Here is a 22,194-nt window from a genome sequence, read left to right on the forward strand (position 1 = left end):
CTCACCCTTTAATAATCAGATAAGAAATAATCTCAAAATCTTGTAAGCTAGTATTCGCATTTGTGACAAGGCTATCTAAATTTCCTAAGCTAAAAATATTCAATGTCAGTTGTTGGTCAATTTTCCCGACGATTTCTTCCACCGCTTTTTCTAACAATATTTTGTATTGCCCCATGTCTTTGCCGTTCTTTGTTTTTTCATAAAACGCCGCATATAATTGTGCTTCGACTTCCTTTTGCCCATTGCATAGCGAGCGATAAATATCAAGAATTTTTTTGATATGAACATGGTTATAAAGCACATTTCCATCCTCTTTTATATACACCAAATAATATGGATGGAGCGCATTTTGTTCATTAGAAGCTGTAAAGTTGTTAATTTGTTTTAGGCAAAAAATAACTCCAGGTTGAATTTCCGCACTCAGTTTTTCATTTTTATTCGTTGTGATACTGAATAAACCTAATGGAGCCTTCTCGATTACATCTTTATTGTTCTTCATGAAATTTAATAAATCCATTCGGAAATCATCCATCGTGAAATCCGTTAATGAAATATTCCCAGAAATATCTTCTAAATCAATGACTTCGTTTTGTAATTTTTCGAGTTGTTTACGACGGTATTCGAGATCTTTCATTTCGTTGCTGTTGTCGGCGATAACGTTCTCTTCCCCAGTAGGAGAAATATCAAGGATGGTCATGCGGTCTTTGACCCTGCCGACTAGATTAATATATTCGTCTAACTCCATCGATGGCCAAAAGTTCACTAACTGAATACGTTCATTTTTACTTCCAAGCCGGTCAATGCGGCCAAATCGTTGAATAATGCGCACCGGATTCCAGTGAATATCATAATTGACAAGGTAATCGCAATCTTGCAAGTTTTGTCCTTCGGAAATGCAGTCGGTGGCAATAAGAATATCAATCTCTTCCGTCATATTCGGCATGACTTTCGCTCTCTCTTTAGAAATAGGCGAAAAGTTCGTTAACACACTATTGAAATCAACTTTTTTCATCTTCAATGTTGTCTTTGGATGATCAGAACCTGTAACAACGGCAGAGTGCAGCCCGAAATTATGTAAAATCCACTGATGTAAGTTCTCATATAAATATTTTGCCGTATCAGCAAACGCGGTAAAAATTAATAGTTTCTTATTTTGGCCATTAATTGGATTTTCGATTTTATTTTTAATCACTTTTTTCAATGCCAATAATTTTTTATCACGCTCAGGTGTAACCTTTTTTGCCTGTACGAGCAGCTTCGCCAAAATCTCACGGTCATACAACAAATCTTGCTTCCAGCGAATGAGATCCATGTCTTTCATTAATATTTTTACTTTGGATCCAATGAGCGCATCTTCTAATTCTGGGTCTTCAATATCAATATCTGTAATGTCTCCGATCGTTTCATTTCCTGGATTATAGTTATCAATTTTATCAATTAGTGAATCAATATTATGAATAATATTTTGTAATGTTAGAGAAAACGAATGAATGCTGCTTTCTAAACGTTTTAATAAATTCGATTTCATCAAATGTACAAGGCTATTTTCGCGGTCTGTTTGTCTAAAAATTCTTCCATTGGCGACTTTCGTATCGTATTTTTCGCTATAGACGTCTTTCATGTGTGGCAAAATATATTGCATCGGCGAATACACCGCTAATCGTAAACGTAATATTTCGTTATTAATTTTTTCAAGAGCAGGAAACTCATCTTTTTCATCAATCGTTTCTTTTATATTGATTGGTTTTAAACGCATTGGAAATTGACCAATATCTTTCACATTATAATATTTTTCAATATGACGGCGGGAACGGGCAATCGTCAACGAATCAAGCAACGTAAAATAATCCCAGCTTAACATATCTAACAACCGTTCTGTTGTGCGCTCTTCTTCAGGCAAGTTGCTCCATTTGTTAAACTGTGACTGCGCCCGCCGAATCGTTTGGTTGATGCTTTTAATGTTTGCTGTTTCCGCTAACGCTTTGTCATTTCCTTCTGTAATAAAAGCAATTTGGTTTTTTAAATCATCCAGCTTGTTGTTCACTGGAGTAGCGGAAAGCATCAGCACTTTTGTTTTAACTCCAGCTTTTATAATGTCATTCATTAACCGGGCATAACGGGTGATATGGCTTTTCCTTGGGTCGTTGTTGCGAAAATTATGCGACTCATCAATGACGACTAAATCATAATTTCCCCAATTCACATACTGCAAATTAATATCGCCACTATATCCGCTCTCCCTCGATAAATCGGTATGATTCAGCAAATCATAAGAAAAACGGTCTTCAGCTAATATATTCCGCTTATCATTGGAACGGTAAATCATCCAGTTTTCCCGTAATTTTTTCGGCGCAAGAACTAACACGCGGTGATTACGGAGTTCATAATATTTAATAACCGCTAACGCTTCAAACGTTTTTCCGAGGCCGACACTATCGGCAATAATGCAGCCGCCGTACGTTTCGATTTTGTTGATGGCCCCAATTACACCATCGCGCTGAAAATCGTACAGTTTATTCCAAATCACTGTATTTTCAAATCCGGTTCTCGTTTGTAACGCCTCGTAATCTTTCGTATCTTGTAAAAAATCTTTGAAAAGATTGTAGAGTGTAACAAAGTAAATAAACTCCGGCGAATTTTCTTTATACAATACTTCTAAACGACGCAATATTTGTTCTTTTACATCCTGCAAGGCGTACTCGTTTTGCCAAATCACATCGAATTTCCTGATAAGCTGGGCATTTGTCGCAGCATCATCAACGATATTATTAATGTACATACTTGAGGAGTTGCTGTAGCCTAATCCCGGACTTGAAAATGGCGCCCCGCCGACAAGGCCGATTTGCGTTCCGTCTTTGTTTTCGACATGATATAACCCACCTTGAATCCGTTGATTAGTGACTGACTTAATTTGTGCTTTTTGTTTCAGCCATTTGGCAAATTCTTTGGCGATATATGCTTGATTTAATTTTGTTTTATACTTTTGCTCTTCTTCGACTCCGTACAATAACGCCTCGTTTTTTTCTATTTGCTCTTTTAATAAATTGTCACCTTGCACGAAAGCCGGTTCTGTAAAAATAAAGCGAAATTCTTCTAACTGAGAAAGCTCTTTCTTTAATTCGACAAACGCATATAACGTAAAATGAGCAGCCGCAACAGACAGCTTACTGCCCTTTGTTATGTATTCTTTCAAGACATCTCCCACTAAACCCGTTTGTTTATTATCAATAATCCCTTTTGACATGTTCCAGTCTGAACTCCTTTATTAGAATACCTATTCAATGTGCTGAGACAGAAGACCATATCGTTATTTCAGCATAATTACATTATACTAAAACAACAACAAAAAATTTTGATGAATTTTGTTGAAAATTTATGTGAGTATACATATTTCACCAATAAATAAAAAAACTGACTACAATGGTTCTCCTTTCTCCACCTTGTAGTCAGCTTTCTGTAAACGAGTAATTCAAAAACTTAACTTCACCCCCGAGCACACCCAGCACTAGCAACAAGAGAGTTGGTAAAAAAACTCAAGGTTCCGTTCGCAAATGCTCCAGCATAACATCTCGTCTATTACCCGCCGCATCCCGCTCCTTAAAAAACTCTTTTCCAGCAAACCGAGGGACAAATGAAAAGCAATGCAATTATTTTCAACGACATCGCAACCTAAAACTGAATTTACAAAATGGTTATATCATTTCTAACTGCAAATCATGCACCATATTTAAATTCCGTTCCTTTAAAGACGGAAGCAGTTTCCCACAAACGCTTATATTTACTTTCAATTGTGGGAGAGCTTCTAAATGAATGGAGTGAATTTTTGCTTCATAATCCCCATCGTTCTCCATAAGCTGAAACATAAATTCACTATAAAAGGCTGGAATATATCCTAACTTACGCCCTTGGCTTGTTAATACAATCACTGCTTTCGGATCTTGTTCATTCTCTGGCTCTAGTTGAAACTGTACCTTTTCTCCGATTTTTAGCTGTTTAAGGATTTGTTCCCCTTCATAATATCTCCAGCCAGCAATATAAAAATCAAAGTCAAAGTGATTTCCGTACACATAAATAGGTGCTACAAACTCATATGAATCAGTCGCAAGCCTGCCGCCGGTAGCTCGCAATAAATCCATTTCCGTATAATCACTTGACAAGCCGTGCGTCCGCAAAATTTCTGGGAAATCAGGGCGGCGACGATCAGGCAAACGTCGTTCGAAAGGTCCGAATAGCCTGTCAGAAACGTATATTTTATCGATATCGCGAAACGCTAAATGTGGCTGATATCCGTTTTCTAATGCGTCTAATAATCCCCTTCTTTTTCTGCTTTTTTCATAATAAAATACATATTTGCCTTCGTGATGTACTAAATTCCCAATATGATATCGCTGGCACATACGTTCGTTTTGCCAAATAAGCCAAAGTACAAAAGGACGGGTCATTTATTTCACCTTCGTATGCCAATTTATTAGCCACTCTCTTCGATATTGTAATAATTTTAATACCCATTCTTTATAAACTTTACTCATTGCTTCTTCTGAAATTTCACTTAAAATGACAAGTATTTGCTTTTCATTTATTTGACTTATTCTTTCAACCATTTCTTTTGTTTCTTGTGGATATAATTGATAAATAAAATTTAATAACTCTCTATATTTTGGTTTCTTTTTGTCAGGCAACCCGATTAAAGAGTAGCTTCGGTTTGTAAAAGCTGTAAACATTCTTTGATCTTGAAACATTTTTAGGATACGCTCTTCCTGTAATTGATACCCTAATGATGCTCCGTTATCATATATAGGGGCAAGCTGATAACCTGATCGATAAACAATGATTCACCAATTGTCGCAGTGTCGATCTTGATTTGCAATTAGCGCATCGAATATGGGTATTTGAATAAAGTCTCTTTCAAGACTAAATTCGGATAATACTTTTATTATATTTGGAAAATCGTAATACTTTAAGCTGTATCTATCAAAATCTTCGGCAATGGTAAAAAATAAATCTCCGCCTTCATAAAATTCCTTATCATCATGGACAAAGTTTTCTGATAAAATGCCTAATATACCATTATAGACTGCTAAATCAGCTTTCATTGTTTTTAATCCCATTAGTTGTCCGATTTTCGAGGCTATAACTTCTGCCCAAGCTTCACCCGTATTCTCCTTAGGAATCTTAAATAAATACCGTTGTTTATCCAATGGGTTAATCAACCAAAACTTTTGTCTATATAGTTCCAGAAGCTTGCCTTTCTTCATCTTTTTCCCAATGACTAACATCGAACAAACTCATGAACATAATCCTCTTTCTTCAATTGAGCATTGATTAGAGAATCACTACATCAATCAAGACCACTGAAAGATTCGTCATATTTTTATTTTACTGTGCAAATATAATCATATCCTTTGTTATCCCTAAACAAGGAAAAATTCCGCTTTTTTTTTTAACTTTTTTCGCTTTCCGCTTCAATATCCTGTTCATCTGTAATCGAAAGTGACATATCCGAGTAGTCCTAACCATTTTTGCTCAAAAATCCATCTAAAAACACATTTTTCCCTCTATCATCTCATCCCATCACCTTCAATATCTCCTTAAACACAAACGCCGGCTGTTTTCTTAACTCATCGATTGGCAACGTTTTTCTTAAGTTCCCTTTCGTAATCACAAGCTGTCGGCCATCGAGTTGAATGGCGATATCTTTGATGCGATACGCTTCGATTTTCAATGCTTTGTCGAGATAACGGGCGTCAAGGTCGAAACGGATGCGATTGGATAGTCTGCGCAACATGCGCCATAATGTGACTTCTTCTTTTGATTTCATGAAAAGTTCTGGCAATTCTTTCGCATCTTTTAAGGTATTTAAGGTTGTCATCGTGTAGACAGAAATTCCATAGCCAACAGGTTTAATAATTTCTTTGAGAAAATGCCAGCTCTCGATTTCGAATTTGACATATTCTTCTGCACTGTTTTTCGGTAATTCGGTGATTTCATATCTTTTCACAAATTGGACGTCGGTTATTTTTCCGTAGCACGTCACACCGTTTGTCGGTGCAGCTCCTTTTTTCGGATAAAGTGCAACATATTTAGCTTCTTGCCAGCCTTTATTAAGACGTTTGACAGGGATGTGGTAAAATCGATGCTGAAGATGCGCCCGATAGTTTTCTTCTCTTGGGACCATACCGACAAGGACCTTTTCCTCAAGAGAAGATTGCCATTCCTCGATCGTTCCTCTTGGGAGGATTCCTTCCTTTTGTAATTCTTCAGGATTTTTTTCAATTAGTCGTTCGATCAGTTGTTCTACTAAGCGTGTGGCATTTGGTAAAAACGGCAAGCCGCCGATATTGACTTCATTGATGCTTTTATAAAGCTTGTGCTCTTGATAGCTGTCTTCATCCCACCAAGGAAATAAAACGTAAGCGCCAAAAGCGGTTCGTTCGTATGGTCCTTGGTGGCGGACAACTAGTGAATCTCGATAACGATGCATCGTATTTATATCTTCTTCTGTTGGTCCTGGAAGCTGATAGTTTCGATGATAGCTGCTCCCTTCCATCGCAAAATCGATGCGGTATTTTGCATCAAATATATAATTGTATGTGTAATCTTTTCCCTTCTTTTCGATCAATAGCATTGTATCCGGGATTTGCGGGATGGTTGGTAATTTCCCTTCGTATTTTTGATACGTTAAAATAATTTTTTCACCTGTGTACGGATGTTTATATATTCGTGTAGCTGAAGCATTTTTCTCCAGGTTGACAAATAAACCGTTTCGATTGACACGAATAATATCCTGACTCACTAACTTGTATTTTTTATCTAAGATTTGCCCTAATTTCAAAAACGTCCAATATTCGTAAAGGGTCGCGACATCTTTAACAGACATTTGATACAGTTTTCCATGCAGTGCAAGACCTCTTGTCACTAATAAATAAATTTGAAAGGCATCGCGATAGCCAGGAGCCATTTGCAATACAAGGCTCATGACAGAGCGATCGAGTATCCCGATCGTTTTCCAAAAGAAACTATTTACTTTCTTTTCTAATTCTCTTTTCATGTTTGAAAGCTTTTCGATTAGATCCTGATCAGGCTCAACCTCATAGCGCTTGTTTTTTGAATGTATTTTTTCTAGTAAATCCGCTAATTTATCGATTAATCGGTTCATCATCCATTTGACAAAACGATTTTCCAACGTATCAAACGTGAGATCTTTTTTGATTTTTAATCCGGAAACAGGCATGACGAGACGGTCATGGATCGCAATACCATTGGGCACATCTCGAAAAAGCTGCGAACGTTTTCGCAAATAATGTCTTCCTTTTTGATCGAGACGTCCTAATTGATCCCCTCTCGCCTTGACATGAGTTTTTACAAGCTGGTGGTGAGGCTGCTGTTCGATTCGTTTGATCGCTTGAATAAAAGAGTGAAAATGAACGTCCATTAAGCGAAAAAATTCACTTCTAGATGGGGTTCCCTCTAGCTTTACTTTGGCCCGCTGATACGTTTTTTTGATAAAGTGGAAGGCAAGATTATAAATTTCATCGTTTACTTCTTGTAATAGTTTGAGATAATCTTCTTTGTAATTTAATTTCGTTGGAAAAATTTCAATTGTGACCTCTAACACAGTTTTGTTTTCATCTCTAATCTCAAAGGTTGATAGACCCACTTCATTTTGAAACTGGAGATTCCCCATTAACACATAAGATTTTCCGACCTTTACTTTGTCTACCGCTCTTCTTAAAGAAGGATGTTCATGATAAAAAGATAAGTCTGTATCGACTTTCGGAGAGACGATGACTTGGTAAATTCCGTTTTCAAAAAAGATTGGCCGATGATACGACCAGTCGACTAATGTTTGTTGATCCACATCAAATACTTTTATCTCTTGAATGCCTTCCCCATCGACCGAAAATTCCATTTGTTCGTGAATATCCATGTTTCGATATTGCTTCAAACCTTGATACCGCTCATGATAAGGCTTCCCTTTCATGACGAGTGTTAATAGTTCAGTTTCAATATGGACTAGCTCTACATCCTCATGAGCTAATCCAGAAGGATGTAAAGCCATCGTCCGTTAACCTCCTTAACATTTCTAAAATTTTGTCTGCACTTTTCGGATATTTGGCATAGGAAAAATTGGCTAGATCTTCGTAATTCTCATGTAATTCAACACCTGTACAAAACATATACAGCTGTTCCAATGCCCGTTGTACCCTCGTATCACTTCCAGAAATTCTTGGTAAGACTTTTTGAAGAAGACAGTGATCAAACGCATTTTTATATGTCATCAAATTTCCTTCTTCAGCATAGGCAAGGTAAAAACAAATTTCGTCCCGCACACGGTAACCAACATGAGCCCCAAGTGGCTGCAAGTACTGATTCACTTGTACGAGCTCATTCGTTGCTTGCTCAACGATATGTGGATACTCCTGATAAACATCTTTTAGATGCAAATATTTCGCAGAAAAAGCTTGATCCTTTAATGTAATTGGATGAACGTCCTCGAGCCCTTTTAAAAATTCAAGATGCGATAAGTTCACGCGATTAAACTCAATCGTATTTGCCCGGTCTAACACCTTTTTACTAAATGGATGAGTAGTTTCGTCCATATTAACCGTCCCGATGATATAAACGTTTGATGGAAAGGTGACCTCTCTTCTCGCTACCTCTTTGGAAAGAAGGTTCGAGGACACAATTTTTCCATTCTCCCACCTTCTACTTTCCATTACACTTAAAACATCGCTAAAGTAATACTCGACTCGCGCTAAATTCATTTCATCTAACAAAACAAAATATGGATATTCTGGATTTTGTTCCGCCTCGAGCACTACTTTCGTAAGCGGACCTGGTCGAAACTCTCCTTTAATGTCTTCATACCCTAACAAATCTGACCCATCGTTCCAATCGGGTCGAACAGGGATTAACGTAAATCTTCCATTTTTTTCGGTGGCTCCCACACTTTCTGCTAACCATTGAACAATTTTCGTTTTCCCAGTGCCTGAAATCCCCGAAAGAATGACAAACGGCTTTGTTTTTAATGATAAAAATAGATTGATCACTTCTTCTTTAGTGTAGTAAAAGCCTTTACTAGAAATATAGGAATGGATGTGGTGAGTGATTTGTTCGGATGTTAATGCTTTTTCTTCCTCTTGAATTGGAATGTTGATTATCTCTATGAGTTCTTTTGGGAAATGATTTTTAAATTTTCCTAAAAGTTTTCCTACAAATTCTTCTGATACTTCAAAAAAGTAGCCTTGTTTAACATTTCCGTTCCGATCAAATGGTCCGGTTTCATTCAAACGCCACTTTTCTGGAATCTCTTCTTTTTTAATAGGTGAGATTAAATCATAATATGTTAATCGAACAAGATTTCCTTCTTCTTCCCAATTTCCAGAGGATATTTCCTTAGGCTTTGGAAGCTCTTCTGCTTCTCTTTCAACAATTCCAACTGCTTTAATTTCTCCTGCCGAATAGGCAAATACAAGATCCCCTACTTTTGCATAAACGAGATTTCGATGATGTGCAAAAATGGTCCCACTTTTTGTTTGTTTTGGCACCCACAAATAGCCGCCTTCTTTTTCCTCTTTATGTGTTTGACCTTGGTTAACCCACCAATATTTCAAACTTTTTCTCTCCTCATTTTGATTTATCCAATATAAATACCAATCCAATTCAATAAAATCAGCTGCATGTAAGGTTTCCTTCAAATGAGCGATATCTTTTTGGAAAGCTTCTAATGTGTCTGGTGAAAATCCTAGCTTTTTCAAGGCTTTAATAGATTGAGAATTATAGATGGCAAATTCATCTGGATGAAATACCATGACGAGACCTGTTGCAATATTTTCACCAAATCCCTTTATATCTAACAAATTTTTAACCTTCTCCAAAGGTGTTAGATCGGTTCTATTTAATATTTCAACAGCGTTATTGATTAACTTTTCTTTTTCTTGATCGGTCAATTTTAATTGAGCACCGAAAACTCTAGTTGCTGTGCCCCAGATAGAATTACCACGATATATTAATTGTTTCTTTTCTAATTGTTCGTTTAATTTCTTTAACGTATCTAAATCCTTGTTATGTATCATGTTAAATACGTTAACTTTCGAGTCATTTAAGACTGCATAACCGATATTCCAAACTTCCTCGTTAAATTGTTGTAAGGAAATTTTGTTTTTTCCATTTAATAGCTCTTTCAGCTGTTTCGCACGGTATCTTCTTAGCTTAATAAAAAAGCTGTGGAAAATATTTTGTTTAAAATCTTTAAAATTCAACAATTCATTTTCAGGATTTTGTTGGATTAAGTTCCATTCATCATCAACAATTCCCACGGCTTTCAACCAATTTAACAAATTCGTTGTTCGCTCTTTTGCGACGGAATCAACCTTGAGATTTTCTCCACGTGAGTTACGAACTATTAACTTTCCTAACTCAACAAGTATTGCTTTTTTCTCGTTTTTATCAACACTACTTAATAGTTTCAGAACCTCCAATACGGTTTTGTTGTAAGGATGTTTTACCATTTGTTTTTTTATCACTTCATATTTATCTTCCGAATTGATATATTCATGAAAAAGCGTTTCATTTTTTTCATTTTCATCATTTAGGAAGCCTAGTAGCCGTAAATCTTGTCTCGCTCTTGATTTAAAATTGCTATCGGTTTGTTCACTTAATCTTTTAGGATCAAATATCCCATTTATCACTTCTTCTAAATAAGTAATCACTTTATGAAATTGTTCAGATGGTAAATCTTCGGTTGTAAATTCTTTTATTTGAATGGCAATTGAATTTTCTTTGATTGTTTTCGTGACAAAAGGAAGTTCATGAAAAAAGGCCATTAAAAAAGATGATCTTCCTTTTGTTTTTATAAAATCTTTTGAATTGGCGGTTCGTACCTTTATAAATTCATTCCAGCCAGTTCTTATAAAGTCAAAGGGGATATATTCCCAAGGCTTATCCTGTTCTCCATTATTAAATTTCTCTCTCGATTTTTCTGTTTCCACATAAAACCCATTTGAATCAACTTTTGTTATCCAATTTGGGTTGTTGGAGCTTAATGTGTAAATACAATCTATCTGTTTAGCGAGTTCAACTAAAAGTTTTTCTAGCATTTTTCCCACCACAATTCCAAAATTTCCTTTATTTATATTATCAAATTTTTTTGAAATCGAGTAGGAGGGAGCGATTAACTCCCGTCCTCTCACACCACCGTACGTACGGTTCCGTATACGGCGGTTCAATTAAGATAATTGACGCAAGTCTTTATAACTTCCGTGAATAGCTGTTCTCTTTATGCCAGTGGTCACTCCACCCTCCAAGAGGTCTCCCACGGGATTCACCGCTTCCTCCCTCAAGTGAGGTACTACGTTTCCTGTGTTCATCATGACTCACTGAATGCCAAGGGCTATTCTCTCTTAATTGTTCGGTCCTTCTTAGTTGTTCTAAACCAACTAATACTATGACCTCTGCTGACTTCTGACGGTTCAGCTACTTATCACTAAGTAGGTTATGAAGAGTACTTCACCTATCCGCCAGACCTCCCCGGGTAAGTACATGCACTTTCACACCATCTATCCGCCTCATTTACTCGATATGACCTTCGACAGAAAGAGCTTTGTTTTGTTATGCAAACTCACTCAATCATACCTAGCCTTATATGAGGTTCGTGTTCCTCGGACCGGTGTTTTGCCTCCAGCTTCCTTCAGATTCCGCGTCACCACGGACACCCTTTCGTTGAGCTAACCTCTACTTCTGTCTTCGGGGTTCGGGACTTACACCCTATAGTTCATGTACATGCCGGGCGCACATAAAAAACACATGCCTAAGTTGGAATGCATGTGTTGAAATGAAAAGGGAACAAATTTTCTAATTTAAGCCCTTCAAATTAATTTATCCTATTTTTGAGTTAAAGGAAATTCTCATTTAAACAATTATTTTAATTTCAAATAAGTCGGTAGATATCTTACCTTTCAGCAAATAAATAAACGCCCATCCATTCGGATAGACGCTTTTTTGACAGACTTTGACTACCTCAGCAAAATTGTTCACACTACAATCAAATCATGTTCGAAGCAAAATAATATGTCATCTATCCCATGTTTTGGTAGCAAAAATCTCCAAAGGATGTTTCAATTCCTCATAGTTAAGATAAAAACCTGAAGCGTTTGCTTTGAAAAGACAATTCCCAGTGGGTTTCAATTCCTCATAGTTAAGATAAAAACTCCTGAAACAGGGAAAGGTTGGCGTTTAGACGTTTCGGCGTTTCAATTCCTCTTAGTTAAGATAAAAACATCTATTGCATTATAAAGTTCACCACTTGCATTATCGTTTCAATTCCTCTTAGTTAAGATAAAAACTCAGGATCGTCTGTTTCATAATCCTTTTCTTCATCCTCGTTTCAATTCCTCTTAGTTAAGATAAAAACTCTGCCTTCTGTTTTCACGTCTGACAGCAAATACGCGTTTCAATTCCTCTTAGTTAAGATAAAAACCCCAGAAAATGTTGTTAAATAAGCATTTCGTTTTAAATGGTTGATTGGTTATTTTCATTTTAACGAAGGAGTTATATTTTATCAATCCTTTAATTTGTGCGGGGGCTCAATGGAGATTTGAAAGAGTCGTCGATCCCCCAGGTTTTTTGCACGATTGGAGGTCGACGACAAATTTCATTATGTTTTGAAACATAACGTTTGTTTGCAGATCGACAATTCAATTTTGTTTGAATCCGTGTTTTTTCCAGAACGCTTTTTACTGCTGCTTCTGTATCATAGACAATATTCCACCAGCTTTTTCTCGATCTCTTCTTTCTTTGGAACATTTTCATCTATTGATTTTGTAATATGGTGATTGCCTTTGAATCTCAAATTGATTATACACCAGATGTAAATTTATACAAGAATTGATCGTTAAATCCAAAAATTATATGAACAACCCGTGGTGCTAGATAAAATCGAGTAAGCATAAAATAGCCCTTGCCTGCGGATCTCCTGTAGAATGAAAGTGCGACCAAACATTCGAAAGGAGAATCCCCATGCAAGAGCACTTTCATTTTACAACAGACAAAGCGAAAATTCAAAAACAATATGCAGCCATTTTCTTTTTTGTTTCTGCCCAGCTGTCACACATTCAATGCTATCTTCAACGCCGCAATCGTCATTTGGCGAAACAAGAAGACGCAGTGATCATTGCCATTCATCTGTTAGGAAAGTTGCTTGGCTTCTCTTCCGAACGTGCATGGCATCGCTTTGTTACTGGGAACTTGTTCACGGATGGACGTTTTCTCGAACGTTCTCGATACAATCGCCGTTGCCGAGCGCTGCGCTTTGCGATCAAATGGATTCGTCATGAACTGGCGAAACGTGGGCAACACCATGCCTATGCGGTCGTAGATAGCATGCCAATCGAGTTGTGCCATGCCGCAAGAATGTACCGTGTCAAACGATTTCAAGGCATCGCTGACATTGGATTTTGTGCATCGAAAAAGCAGTGGTACTATGGGTTTAAGTTTCATCTTCAAGTGACAGACCAAGGGCTACCTATGGGATACGTGGTAACCGAGGCGTCCTGTCACGATCGAACTGCAGCTGAAACCGTCATGACTCAAATTCCTCACCCCTATAACTTGGGTGACAAAGGATTCATCAGTAGTGAATTGCAAAAAAAGTTGTATGAGGCGTACCAAATCGCTTTTTGGACTCCATCTCGCAAAAACCAGAAACACCGCCCATCGGAGTCATGGGAGACATGGCTCAAACAAAAACGGAAAGTAATCGAAACGGTGTTCTCCGTCCTTATTGACCAGTATCGTATGACAGACATTCGTGCGAATACGATTTCAGGATTTGAAGTGGCACTAGATGGCATCTTGTTGGTGTATTCGCTTGTAACACTCGGGCTAGTTGAGCGCTAGCGCTCAACTAGCACCACGGGTATGAACAATATATTTCTCAAGCATTTTTGGGTCAACTCGTCCGCTCCGGCGCATACATCGCCGGCAGCGTTAACTTCTTTACGGTTTAAACATAATCTTTTTCACCAAGTTCAGCTTTGCAACGTTTATTATCAACAAAAAAGCGTCTAGATGTTCGACGTTTTCCTGCCCAGATTTCGTACTTTTTAACTTCACATTGACAACAAAACCTTTATATTCTTTGGTTGGCATTGTGATGGTGTTGCTCGAAAAACGAACCATCTGGTTGTTACCATTTCCGGCCAAACCGCTTGTTCCTCTAGCTGATTCAAGTACGCTTATGCAGCTGTCAAGAAAGGAAACACTTTATACTTTTCCAACCAGCTATCGCCCCGGATTTATGTCTGCCATTATTTCTCCGTTGTCTTTTCAAGAGCATATTTGATTGCAGCGACGGATCCGATCCCATACAAGGCATATTTTAATCCGTTTACTAAAACCTCAAATGAGAAAGCACTGGCTTCAAAAATAGAGAAAGCAACGCCAAGTACAACTGCGACAATCGGAATGTAGCGATTCGAAAGATTGGTTGCTTGACGGATTGCGTACAGTAAAACGGCTAATGCCACATATGCAGTGAACTCAATTGATAGAATAGCTTCCATTTGAACATCTCCTTTCTAATTGTCATTGCTCCAACATTAGTGTATTCAAGACCTAGGGCAAGAGAAACAGCAGAAGCATAGCAATTCAACAAATGAGTTACTTGTCTACCGCACGGTTTTTTCCGTCACTGAACACTTACTTCAATGCAGCAAAAATAATAGCTACGACTCCTCCGATCACTGACACAATAATTGCGCTTGTGATCGTTAGCCGTAGCCACTTTGTATCGTCCTTAATAGATCGAATGTCATTAAATTTTTGTAGTCGCCTTGTGGTCAAGAAGGCAGGAGTTTTACGTCCGGCTTCTTTTCGTCCAATAATGATCGCCAAAACAATTGACATAGAACCGTAATTAAATTACATTCTTATCCTTTGAATTTCAAATGTCGATATTTAAAACTCAATCGTTTGCTCGATTCTCATTAAAAATTTTCAAAAGAAAAAATGAACTTACTAATAAAACAGGTATTCCTATCAAGATGTATAAAAAATTTTTCGGCATAATCATATCGTATACATACAAAAAGAGTTGTCCAAACAAACAGGACTATATATTTTAATATTTTTCAACTCTGCATTCATTTATCCATCGCTGCTTAACATAAAATCTCTATGAAACTGTCATTTACTGCTAATTTACATTGTATTAAAATCGATGGATAAGTCTGAAATAAATACTTTGGGTTCCAAGTAATAAAAATAGGCATAGCAAAACAAGCCATCCATCGATGACTTTATTGGAAATATTTGGTTGATTGATCATCAAGTTGTAACTGCCGTCACTCGAAAACCTTGACTTTTAGCTAATAAAATCGCTTGTTCTACCGTGATCTCACGGTTTACTGGAAGAACGTCTGATTTTTTATATAATTCTGGATTATACGGCTCTTTCTTTTTGAGAATGTTGTATATAGCTGTTAACAGCATACGTGCAATGGCAATAATTGCTCGTTTGTGACCACGACGTTTTTTAAGTTTTAAGTAGCGGTTTCGAATTTCGGGATGCTTTTCACTTTTGACCACAGCAGTTGCACACTGTACCAAAAGAGGCTTGATGTAGCAGCCAGCTCTCGAAATTCTTACTGACTTTTTCTTGCCGGCACTCTCGTTATTCGTGGGTGTTAGTCCTGCCCAGGAACATAAATGCTTAGCTGTCGGAAACACGTCCATATTAACACCTATTTCCGAAACCACGGCAATGGCGGAAAAAATGTTCTTAAAGGACGGAACAGTTAAGATTAAGTTGATTTCTTCTGTGTAGGACTCGGCAAGAGAAAGGATAATTTTTTCAAGATCTGCTTTACGAGATTGAAGATCTTCATAGTGCTGTTTAATGACCTTTAATTTATCAGCCTGTTCCGGTGTAATATATCCGTCTATGGCGAGTTCCAAATCAGAAAGTTTCTTCTTCATGGAACCGTGAATTAAAGGTTCTATGTCAAAAGTGGTATCCAAGGGATTCCCTAAAATCTTGTCAATAATGTTCATGGAGCTTTTACCGAAGGTATCCGAAACAACATTTCCAAGTTGAATATTAGATACAGTTAAACAGTTCTGAAGACGATTCTTCTCACTCGACATAAAATTAGTCAATTTAAAACGATAACGCATAAGGTCACGAAGCTGTCTGATAGCCAGCGGTGGCATAAAGCTTCCAGCTACTAGATCATGCTTAAATAAATCGGCAATCCATTTGGCATCTTTTTTATCAGTTTTTTTACCACGGATAGCCTTAACATATTTTGGATGTGCAAGAGTAATGTTACAGGAATCCTCTAGAACATTAAACACGGGAATCCAGTATTTCCCGGTAGATTCCATACAAACATCCTTACAGTTATTTTCACAAAGCCATTGTGACAGCTCTTTCAATCCTTTTGTATAGGTAGAAAAGCGATGGCGTTTGTAAGTAGTGACACCTTTGTTGGTAGAAGCAATACAGGCAACAACAAAGGTTTTGTGGACATCAATCCCACAGCATATTGGATAAACAATCTTTAATCCCATAGGGATAACTCCTTTCACGTTATTATAGGGATAGACAGCATTGACTGATTGCCCAGCAATAAACGAGTAGTTGTTTATACAAAGATAAGTCTGCGTGCTCGAAGTCACACTTATTTGTGCTTGGAAAGGCAATCTACACATATAAACATGCGGTCACCCTGCAACCAGAGTGGCCCACTCACCTCCGCGTGATTTGTAGTTGACTGTTATCCCTATGACTTTAGAATAATAAAAATAACGCCGGTGGCACAATTGTTTCATTACGTTTTGTGCCTTGAGCGAAGCGAAAGGAATGGGTATAAACATGAAAAAGGTCGTGTAGTATGAATGAAAGCATTTTTATTTAGAAATCTCACAACATATTGGTTGGTATCAGTACTGATAACGATCTGACTAATCCCTAGATTCTGGATGTAAATATTTCCTATATTTTTATCTGCTGCTTCTATGTATCTTTCATTGTTTTGTTATATGGGGTATCCGCATCAATCCTCTCTGAAATTTTAAGTAAAAGTATTATGAAAAAAGAAAATCGACTATTAGTCAAAGCAATTGTATACTGTCTTTCTATATCTATATTTGCATTATAGTCTCCTCCTGAATTACTGATTTATGCAGTTATTCGTGCAGTGTTCTATTATTCTGTGGACGAATTTATTCGAAAAATATAATAGCAATAAACAATAGCCCAAGGATTTTTCTTTTTTGAACCTAAATAAAAATGCTCTATCAAATACAACTTCTAAATTTTATGTCGTTGGACGAATTTTTAACGAATGTTCCGTTCTTCTAATTTCGCATATTCACCTGCTTTTTACATTTAGATGAACAAAAAACACATAGTTTTGACGGCATCTCCTTTTTTATACGATTCAGCGAGCGATTAGTCTCACGCTTTTAGAAGTCCTTACGCAATTTCCTGCTGGGTTAGTTTGATGATCAAAAAAAATAAATGTGTGATTCTTTAAGGCTTGTAATTCGATTGAAGAATATATTCATTTTTTACCATTACAGTCGTTTCCAAGAAAAAATAACGGCCTTTCCCCGGTTGAGTATCGAGAAAAGGCCGCAGCTTCATATACTCTTTTTTTAATATCTGCTTGACAGAGTTATGTGCAAGTGACTATTACAGCATTGTTATTCGATCTCAGTCGGAAATGCCCACTTGACAGGGTTTTGCGAAAGCGCCTGACATTTTTTATATCTTACACTAATAAATCCAGCAACGCAATCAGCGCAAAAGCGACGACAGAAATAATTGTCTCCATTGCGGTCCATGTCATCAACGTTTCTTTGACGGTCATGCCGAAATACTCTTTGATCATCCAGAAGCCGGAGTCGTTGACGTGCGATAAAATGAGTGATCCCGCTCCTGTCGCTAATACAAGCAATTCAGCGTTCGTGCCAGGAATGCTGGCGGCAATTGGGGCAACAATGCCTGCCGCTGTCATCATCGATACCGTCGCAGAACCTGTCGCAATCCGAATGAGCGCGGCAATTCCCCAACCTAACAGCAGCGGAGACATTTGCGAATGTGTAGCCCAGTCTGCGATTTGGTCGCCAATGCCAGAATCAAGCAACACCTTATTGAACGCCCCGCCAGCTCCGATGACAAGCAAAATATTTGCGACAGGACCAAGGCAGTCATTGGCAAATTTTAATACTTTATCGCGATTGAATCCTCGAGCGTAGCCAAGGCTAAAGAACGAATAAATCGTCGCGATCAAAAGCGCGATGATCGGATCCCCGATAAAGCGCAACACTTTCGATGCTTCCGACGCTTGATCCAGCGTAACATTAGCTATGGAAGCAACCAGCATTAAAATAACCGGAAGCAGAATCGTAAATAACGTGTTGCCAAAGCCAGGGAGGTCTTTCTTTTCTTTATGCTGTACAAGCTGCTCGGCGATTTCACCAGGCACTTGTTTATACATGCGCGACCCGATCCATTTTCCAAACAACGGGCCGGCGATAATGGCTGTCGGCAGCCCGACAATAAGCGAATAAAGAATTGTTGTCCCGACATCGGCTTTAAAAATGCCGACGGCAGCCATCGCAGCCGGATGCGGCGGAACAAGTCCATGCACGACAGATAATCCGGCAACTAGCGGAATACCAATTGTCACAAGTGAAATTCCTGTTTCCATTGCAATGGTAAACACAAGCGGAATTAATAGCACGAATCCTACTTGGAAAAATACTGGGATCCCCACTAAAAATGCGACGACCATCATTGCCCAATGGACGCGTTTTTGGCCAAAACGGTCAATCAATGTTTTCGCAATGCGTTCAGCGCCTCCGGACTCCGCCATCATTTTTCCAAGCATCGTTCCAAGCGCCAATACGATCGCCAAAAAGCCAAGCGTATTGCCAAGACCTGCTTTAATCGAATCAATAATTCCCGGCGTTTCCGGCGACGGTGCGATCAGCGGCATTCCCATTGCCAGCCCTACACCAACGGATGTCAAAATCAAAGCGACAAACGGATGCATTTTCGCAACCGTGATGAGCAGCAATAACACAACAATCGCAGCAATAACAATCGCGATTCCCATTTCCATTCCTCCTATTTTCTGTTTGATGTGAACTAAACCGATTTAGTAGCTATCCATTTCTACGCTGGAAAGAAGCAATCACATCAAACTCATCCTTTATGCGATCATATAATCGTGTATATATATCAAATAGTTCGGAATAAATAAGCGTATTTTCTTCATTTGGCACATGGCGTGATAAAATATGAATCCACGTTTTCACCGTATCAAGCGATGGAATATCGCCAAGCGCATACAATGCCAATGCTGCAGCGCCTAACGCAGACGCCTCGTGCGTTTCCGGTACTAACAGCTCTTTTCCCATCATATCGGCAAGTATTTGCCGCCAAAACGGAGATTTCGCAAAACCGCCAGATACGCGGATTTCCGACAGCGGCCCTGTGACATCGCGAATCGCCAGAGCGACAGAAAAGACGCTCATACATACCCCTTCCATCACCGCGCGAATAAAATGCTCCCGCTTATGACGGAGGCTGATGCCGAAAAAAGTCCCTCTTGCGTTCGCGTTCCAGTACGGTGCACGTTCGCCAGACAAAAACGGAAGAAACAGCAATCCTTCTGAACCTGCTGGAACTCTTTCAGCGTACTTTGTCAGCAGTTCATATGGATCAATGCCGAGCCTTTTCGCCACTTCGCGCTCTGGGCTGCCAAATTCGTCACGAAGCCAACGCAGCAAAATACCGCCATTGTTCGTCGGCCCGCCAACGACCCAATGATTTGGTGTAAGCGCATAACAAAACGTCCGCCCTTTTTCATCTGTTTTTTGAATTGGGGAAATCGTCCGCACCGCGCCGCTTGTTCCAATCGTAATCGCCGCCTCCCCGGGCAAAATCGCTCCGACGCCGACATTAGCGAGCACCCCGTCACTAGCTCCGACAACGACAGGGACGTTCGGATCCAAGCCCATTTGCTCAGCCCATTCTTTCCTCATCCCCTGCAATATGTGCGTCGTTGGCACCAAGCTCGATAACTGCGCTCTTGTCATTCCGAGAAGTTTAAGAACATCCTCATCCCAATCAAGCGTATCTAAGCGGAACAGACCCGTTGCTGAAGCGATCGAATAGTCGACAACATATTGGCCATATAATTGATACAGCACATATTCTTTCATCGATACAAATTTGTGCGTCTGACGGAATAAATCAGGCTGTTCCTCTTTCAGCCAAAGCAATTTCGGAAGCGGGGACATCGGATGAATCGGGGTTCCAGTCCGTTTGTAAATGCTTATGCCGCTTAATTCATCCAAAAGCCGCTCCGCTTGTTCGACACTGCGGTTATCGGCCCAAATAATGCAGCGGGTAAGCGGGCGTCCTGATACATCAAGCGCCATTAATGAATGCATCGCCGCGCTGAATCCGATCGCCTTCACTTGGCTAGAAGGAATTTTTAACTTAGAAATAACAGCGTTTACAGTTTTCACAACAGCTGCGAAAATCTCCTCCGGATCCTGCTCCGCCCAGCCTGGATGCTGTTGTATAATTGGATAATCAATTGCGTGGGAGGCTAGCGTCCGCCCCTGTTCGCCAAACGCCACCGCTTTTGTGCTCGTCGTTCCGATATCGACACCAATTACAACTGGTTGTTTTGCTTCCATGTCTGCTCCCTCTTTCTATGATGTTTTTTCTTTTACCGATCCTCGTTCGATAAACGTAGGCGAAAAACGAAAAACTTGCGGTTGATGCTCGCTTTTTTTTTCGATTTGCAAAAAAAGCCGTTCTGCCGCTTTTTTCCCCATGGCAAACGTCGGCTGCGAGATCGTCGTCAACGTCGGCGTATAAACATGGGCAAACGGCACATCGTCAATGCTGATGATCGCCAATTCGTCAGGAGTATTAATATGATTTCCTTTAATAAAATACAAAACTTCCATCAATGTTAAATCATTGATCGCAAGCAGTGCTTCCGGCAAGCGACCGGATTCATACAACCTTGTCAATTCTTTTTGAATACGCGGGATCTCCGTTGTGATAAAATAATCGTCAACAACTGGAAGTCCCTTTTTTACTAACGCTTGCCGAAATCCTTCAATACGCTCCATCCTCGGAACGATATGGGAAACAAGCGGCGGAGTGACAATTCCGATGTGTTCGTAACCACGCTCAGCAAAATATTCGACCGCCAATTCAGCAGCCTTTTGATTATCAAGCAGAACTGCGTCCGCTTTGACCTCCGGAACCATCCGATCGACAAACACAAGCGGAAACCGTTCTTCAAGTAATTTTTGATATATATCAGCGTTTTTTCCTGTTGGAAAAATAATCAAACCATCGACTTGTTTTGCCCGCAGCATCTCAATATATTTCTTTTCTTTCTCCGGATCATCATCGGAATTAGAGACGATAACATGGAAACCCCGCTCTTGGCACTCTTCCTCAATCGCATGCAGCACTTGCGTCGTAAGCATATGCATAATGTTGAAGACGACCACTCCGATTGTCATCGTTGTTTTCTGTTTTAAGCTGCGGGCGATAATATTCGGTTGATATCCCAATTCCTTAATCGCCATGGCAATTCGTTTTCTCGTTTCCTCGCTCATATATTCATAACGTTTATTTAAATATTGCGACACCGTGCTTTTCGAGACATCCGCCAACTTTGCGACGTCAGCCATCGTAACTTTCTTCAAAGGGATCCCTCTTTCATTACTAAATCGATTTAGTATTTATAAGCGTTTTCATAAACCGGTTTAGTAAAATTATAAAACAAAATGAAATCGTTTTACAATTATTTTGTTAAAATTTTTTCTTTAAAAATCAACATATCTGGCTGCCAAACGTTGTAAATAAATTGATATTTTTGTGAACCAGTTAAATGCGGACAAATCCAATTTAAAAAAAACTGCCCGTTTATATGGATAGATTCATTAATCGCCGATAAGAAAAAATCTTCGCAAAACATTGACGGAATTACCGGCTGTGCGCAACAGCGATCATAAAGATGTAATTTTCGACATCTATGACCCGGCACAAAAAATCTGCGATACTAGTTGACCCTTAACGATGAGCCGAAAACAACATGAGTACCAGTAAAAATCCATCCCCTCCCCCGTTTCAAATCCAGAAACCGGATA

General features: G+C 38.9%; 13 protein-coding genes and 1 CRISPR repeat array. Of the genes, 1 reads left to right on the forward strand and 12 read right to left on the reverse strand.

The window, feature by feature from the left end; all coding sequences use genetic code 11:
• Position 1: 1 nt before the first annotated feature.
• The 6 genes from NSQ44_RS10225 to NSQ44_RS10250 all read right to left on the reverse strand — a co-directional run bounded on the left by NSQ44_RS10225 (position 2) and on the right by NSQ44_RS10250 (position 11,099).
• Entirely contained in the window at positions 2 to 3,244 is a 3,243-nt protein-coding gene (locus NSQ44_RS10225; protein ID WP_340856988.1) for a helicase-related protein, read from the reverse strand.
• A gap of 448 nt (positions 3,245 to 3,692) precedes the next feature.
• Positions 3,693 to 4,442 carry an HIRAN domain-containing protein gene (locus NSQ44_RS10230; RefSeq protein WP_340856989.1) on the reverse strand — a complete coding sequence of 250 codons (750 nt, stop codon included), beginning with the start codon at positions 4,440 to 4,442 and terminating at the stop codon, positions 3,693 to 3,695.
• Complete coding sequence (locus NSQ44_RS10235) at positions 4,443 to 4,739, reverse strand: hypothetical protein (RefSeq protein ID WP_340856990.1); 297 nt, start codon at positions 4,737 to 4,739, stop codon at positions 4,443 to 4,445.
• A gap of 93 nt (positions 4,740 to 4,832) precedes the next feature.
• A complete protein-coding gene (locus NSQ44_RS10240) occupies positions 4,833 to 5,276 on the reverse strand; it encodes a hypothetical protein (protein WP_340856992.1) in 444 nt (147 codons plus the stop codon).
• A 287-nt stretch (positions 5,277 to 5,563) separates the two neighbouring features.
• On the reverse strand, positions 5,564 to 8,059 hold the full coding sequence (locus NSQ44_RS10245; RefSeq protein ID WP_340856993.1) for a restriction endonuclease-like protein: 2,496 nt from the start codon (positions 8,057 to 8,059) through the stop codon (positions 5,564 to 5,566).
• On the reverse strand, positions 8,028 to 11,099 hold the full coding sequence (locus NSQ44_RS10250) for an McrB family protein (RefSeq protein WP_340856994.1): 3,072 nt from the start codon (positions 11,097 to 11,099) through the stop codon (positions 8,028 to 8,030). The genes NSQ44_RS10245 and NSQ44_RS10250 overlap by 32 nt, the downstream gene beginning before the upstream one ends.
• A gap of 1,014 nt (positions 11,100 to 12,113) precedes the next feature.
• Positions 12,114 to 12,478: a CRISPR direct-repeat array (repeat unit 30 nt; unit sequence GTTTCAATTCCTCATAGTTAAGATAAAAAC).
• Between the two features lie 539 nt (positions 12,479 to 13,017).
• Between NSQ44_RS10250 and NSQ44_RS10255 the strand changes: the two genes are divergently transcribed.
• The gene (locus NSQ44_RS10255; protein ID WP_044899180.1) at positions 13,018 to 13,896 is read left to right on the forward strand and encodes an IS982 family transposase; all 879 of its coding nucleotides are present in this window, start codon (positions 13,018 to 13,020) and stop codon (positions 13,894 to 13,896) included.
• A 410-nt stretch (positions 13,897 to 14,306) separates the two neighbouring features.
• Here NSQ44_RS10255 and NSQ44_RS10260 read toward each other — a convergent pair whose 3' ends face one another.
• The 6 genes from NSQ44_RS10260 to NSQ44_RS10285 all read right to left on the reverse strand — a co-directional run bounded on the left by NSQ44_RS10260 (position 14,307) and on the right by NSQ44_RS10285 (position 21,750).
• On the reverse strand, positions 14,307 to 14,561 hold the full coding sequence (locus tag NSQ44_RS10260) for a hypothetical protein (protein ID WP_063388730.1): 255 nt from the start codon (positions 14,559 to 14,561) through the stop codon (positions 14,307 to 14,309).
• Positions 14,562 to 14,697: 136 nt separating this feature from the next.
• Positions 14,698 to 14,904, reverse strand: a complete 207-nt coding sequence (locus NSQ44_RS10265) for a hypothetical protein (RefSeq protein WP_327847748.1) — start codon at positions 14,902 to 14,904, stop codon at positions 14,698 to 14,700.
• A gap of 420 nt (positions 14,905 to 15,324) precedes the next feature.
• Positions 15,325 to 16,569, reverse strand: coding sequence for an IS110 family transposase (locus NSQ44_RS10270; RefSeq protein ID WP_044899849.1), 1,245 nt, complete (start codon positions 16,567 to 16,569; stop codon positions 15,325 to 15,327).
• Between the two features lie 1,205 nt (positions 16,570 to 17,774).
• Positions 17,775 to 19,124 (reverse strand): GntP family permease, encoded by a 1,350-nt coding sequence (locus tag NSQ44_RS10275; protein WP_130157838.1) that lies wholly within the window; start codon positions 19,122 to 19,124, stop codon positions 17,775 to 17,777.
• A gap of 49 nt (positions 19,125 to 19,173) precedes the next feature.
• A complete protein-coding gene (gene gntK / locus NSQ44_RS10280) occupies positions 19,174 to 20,718 on the reverse strand; it encodes a gluconokinase (protein ID WP_340856996.1) in 1,545 nt (514 codons plus the stop codon).
• A gap of 15 nt (positions 20,719 to 20,733) precedes the next feature.
• A complete protein-coding gene (locus tag NSQ44_RS10285) occupies positions 20,734 to 21,750 on the reverse strand; it encodes a LacI family DNA-binding transcriptional regulator (RefSeq protein ID WP_340856997.1) in 1,017 nt (338 codons plus the stop codon).
• Between the last annotated feature and the right edge of the window lie 444 nt (positions 21,751 to 22,194).

Source organism: Aeribacillus sp. FSL M8-0254, from assembly GCF_038008845.1.
Classification (GTDB): Bacteria; Bacillota; Bacilli; order Bacillales; family Aeribacillaceae; genus Aeribacillus; species Aeribacillus composti.

Excerpts from the sequence above, each read along its gene's own strand:
- NSQ44_RS10225 (WP_340856988.1), bottom strand. The coding sequence starts at position 3,244 with ATGTCAAAAGGGATTATTGATAATAAACAAACGGGTTTAGTGGGAGAT.
- NSQ44_RS10230 (WP_340856989.1), bottom strand. The coding sequence starts at position 4,442 with ATGACCCGTCCTTTTGTACTTTGGCTTATTTGGCAAAACGAACGTATG.
- NSQ44_RS10235 (WP_340856990.1), bottom strand. The coding sequence starts at position 4,739 with ATGTTTCAAGATCAAAGAATGTTTACAGCTTTTACAAACCGAAGCTAC.
- NSQ44_RS10240 (WP_340856992.1), bottom strand. The coding sequence starts at position 5,276 with ATGTTAGTCATTGGGAAAAAGATGAAGAAAGGCAAGCTTCTGGAACTA.
- NSQ44_RS10245 (WP_340856993.1), bottom strand. The coding sequence starts at position 8,059 with ATGGCTTTACATCCTTCTGGATTAGCTCATGAGGATGTAGAGCTAGTC.
- NSQ44_RS10250 (WP_340856994.1), bottom strand. The coding sequence starts at position 11,099 with ATGCTAGAAAAACTTTTAGTTGAACTCGCTAAACAGATAGATTGTATT.
- NSQ44_RS10255 (WP_044899180.1), top strand. The coding sequence starts at position 13,018 with ATGCAAGAGCACTTTCATTTTACAACAGACAAAGCGAAAATTCAAAAA.
- NSQ44_RS10260 (WP_063388730.1), bottom strand. The coding sequence starts at position 14,561 with ATGGAAGCTATTCTATCAATTGAGTTCACTGCATATGTGGCATTAGCC.
- NSQ44_RS10265 (WP_327847748.1), bottom strand. The coding sequence starts at position 14,904 with ATGTCAATTGTTTTGGCGATCATTATTGGACGAAAAGAAGCCGGACGT.
- NSQ44_RS10270 (WP_044899849.1), bottom strand. The coding sequence starts at position 16,569 with ATGGGATTAAAGATTGTTTATCCAATATGCTGTGGGATTGATGTCCAC.
- NSQ44_RS10275 (WP_130157838.1), bottom strand. The coding sequence starts at position 19,124 with ATGGGAATCGCGATTGTTATTGCTGCGATTGTTGTGTTATTGCTGCTC.
- gntK (WP_340856996.1), bottom strand. The coding sequence starts at position 20,718 with ATGGAAGCAAAACAACCAGTTGTAATTGGTGTCGATATCGGAACGACG.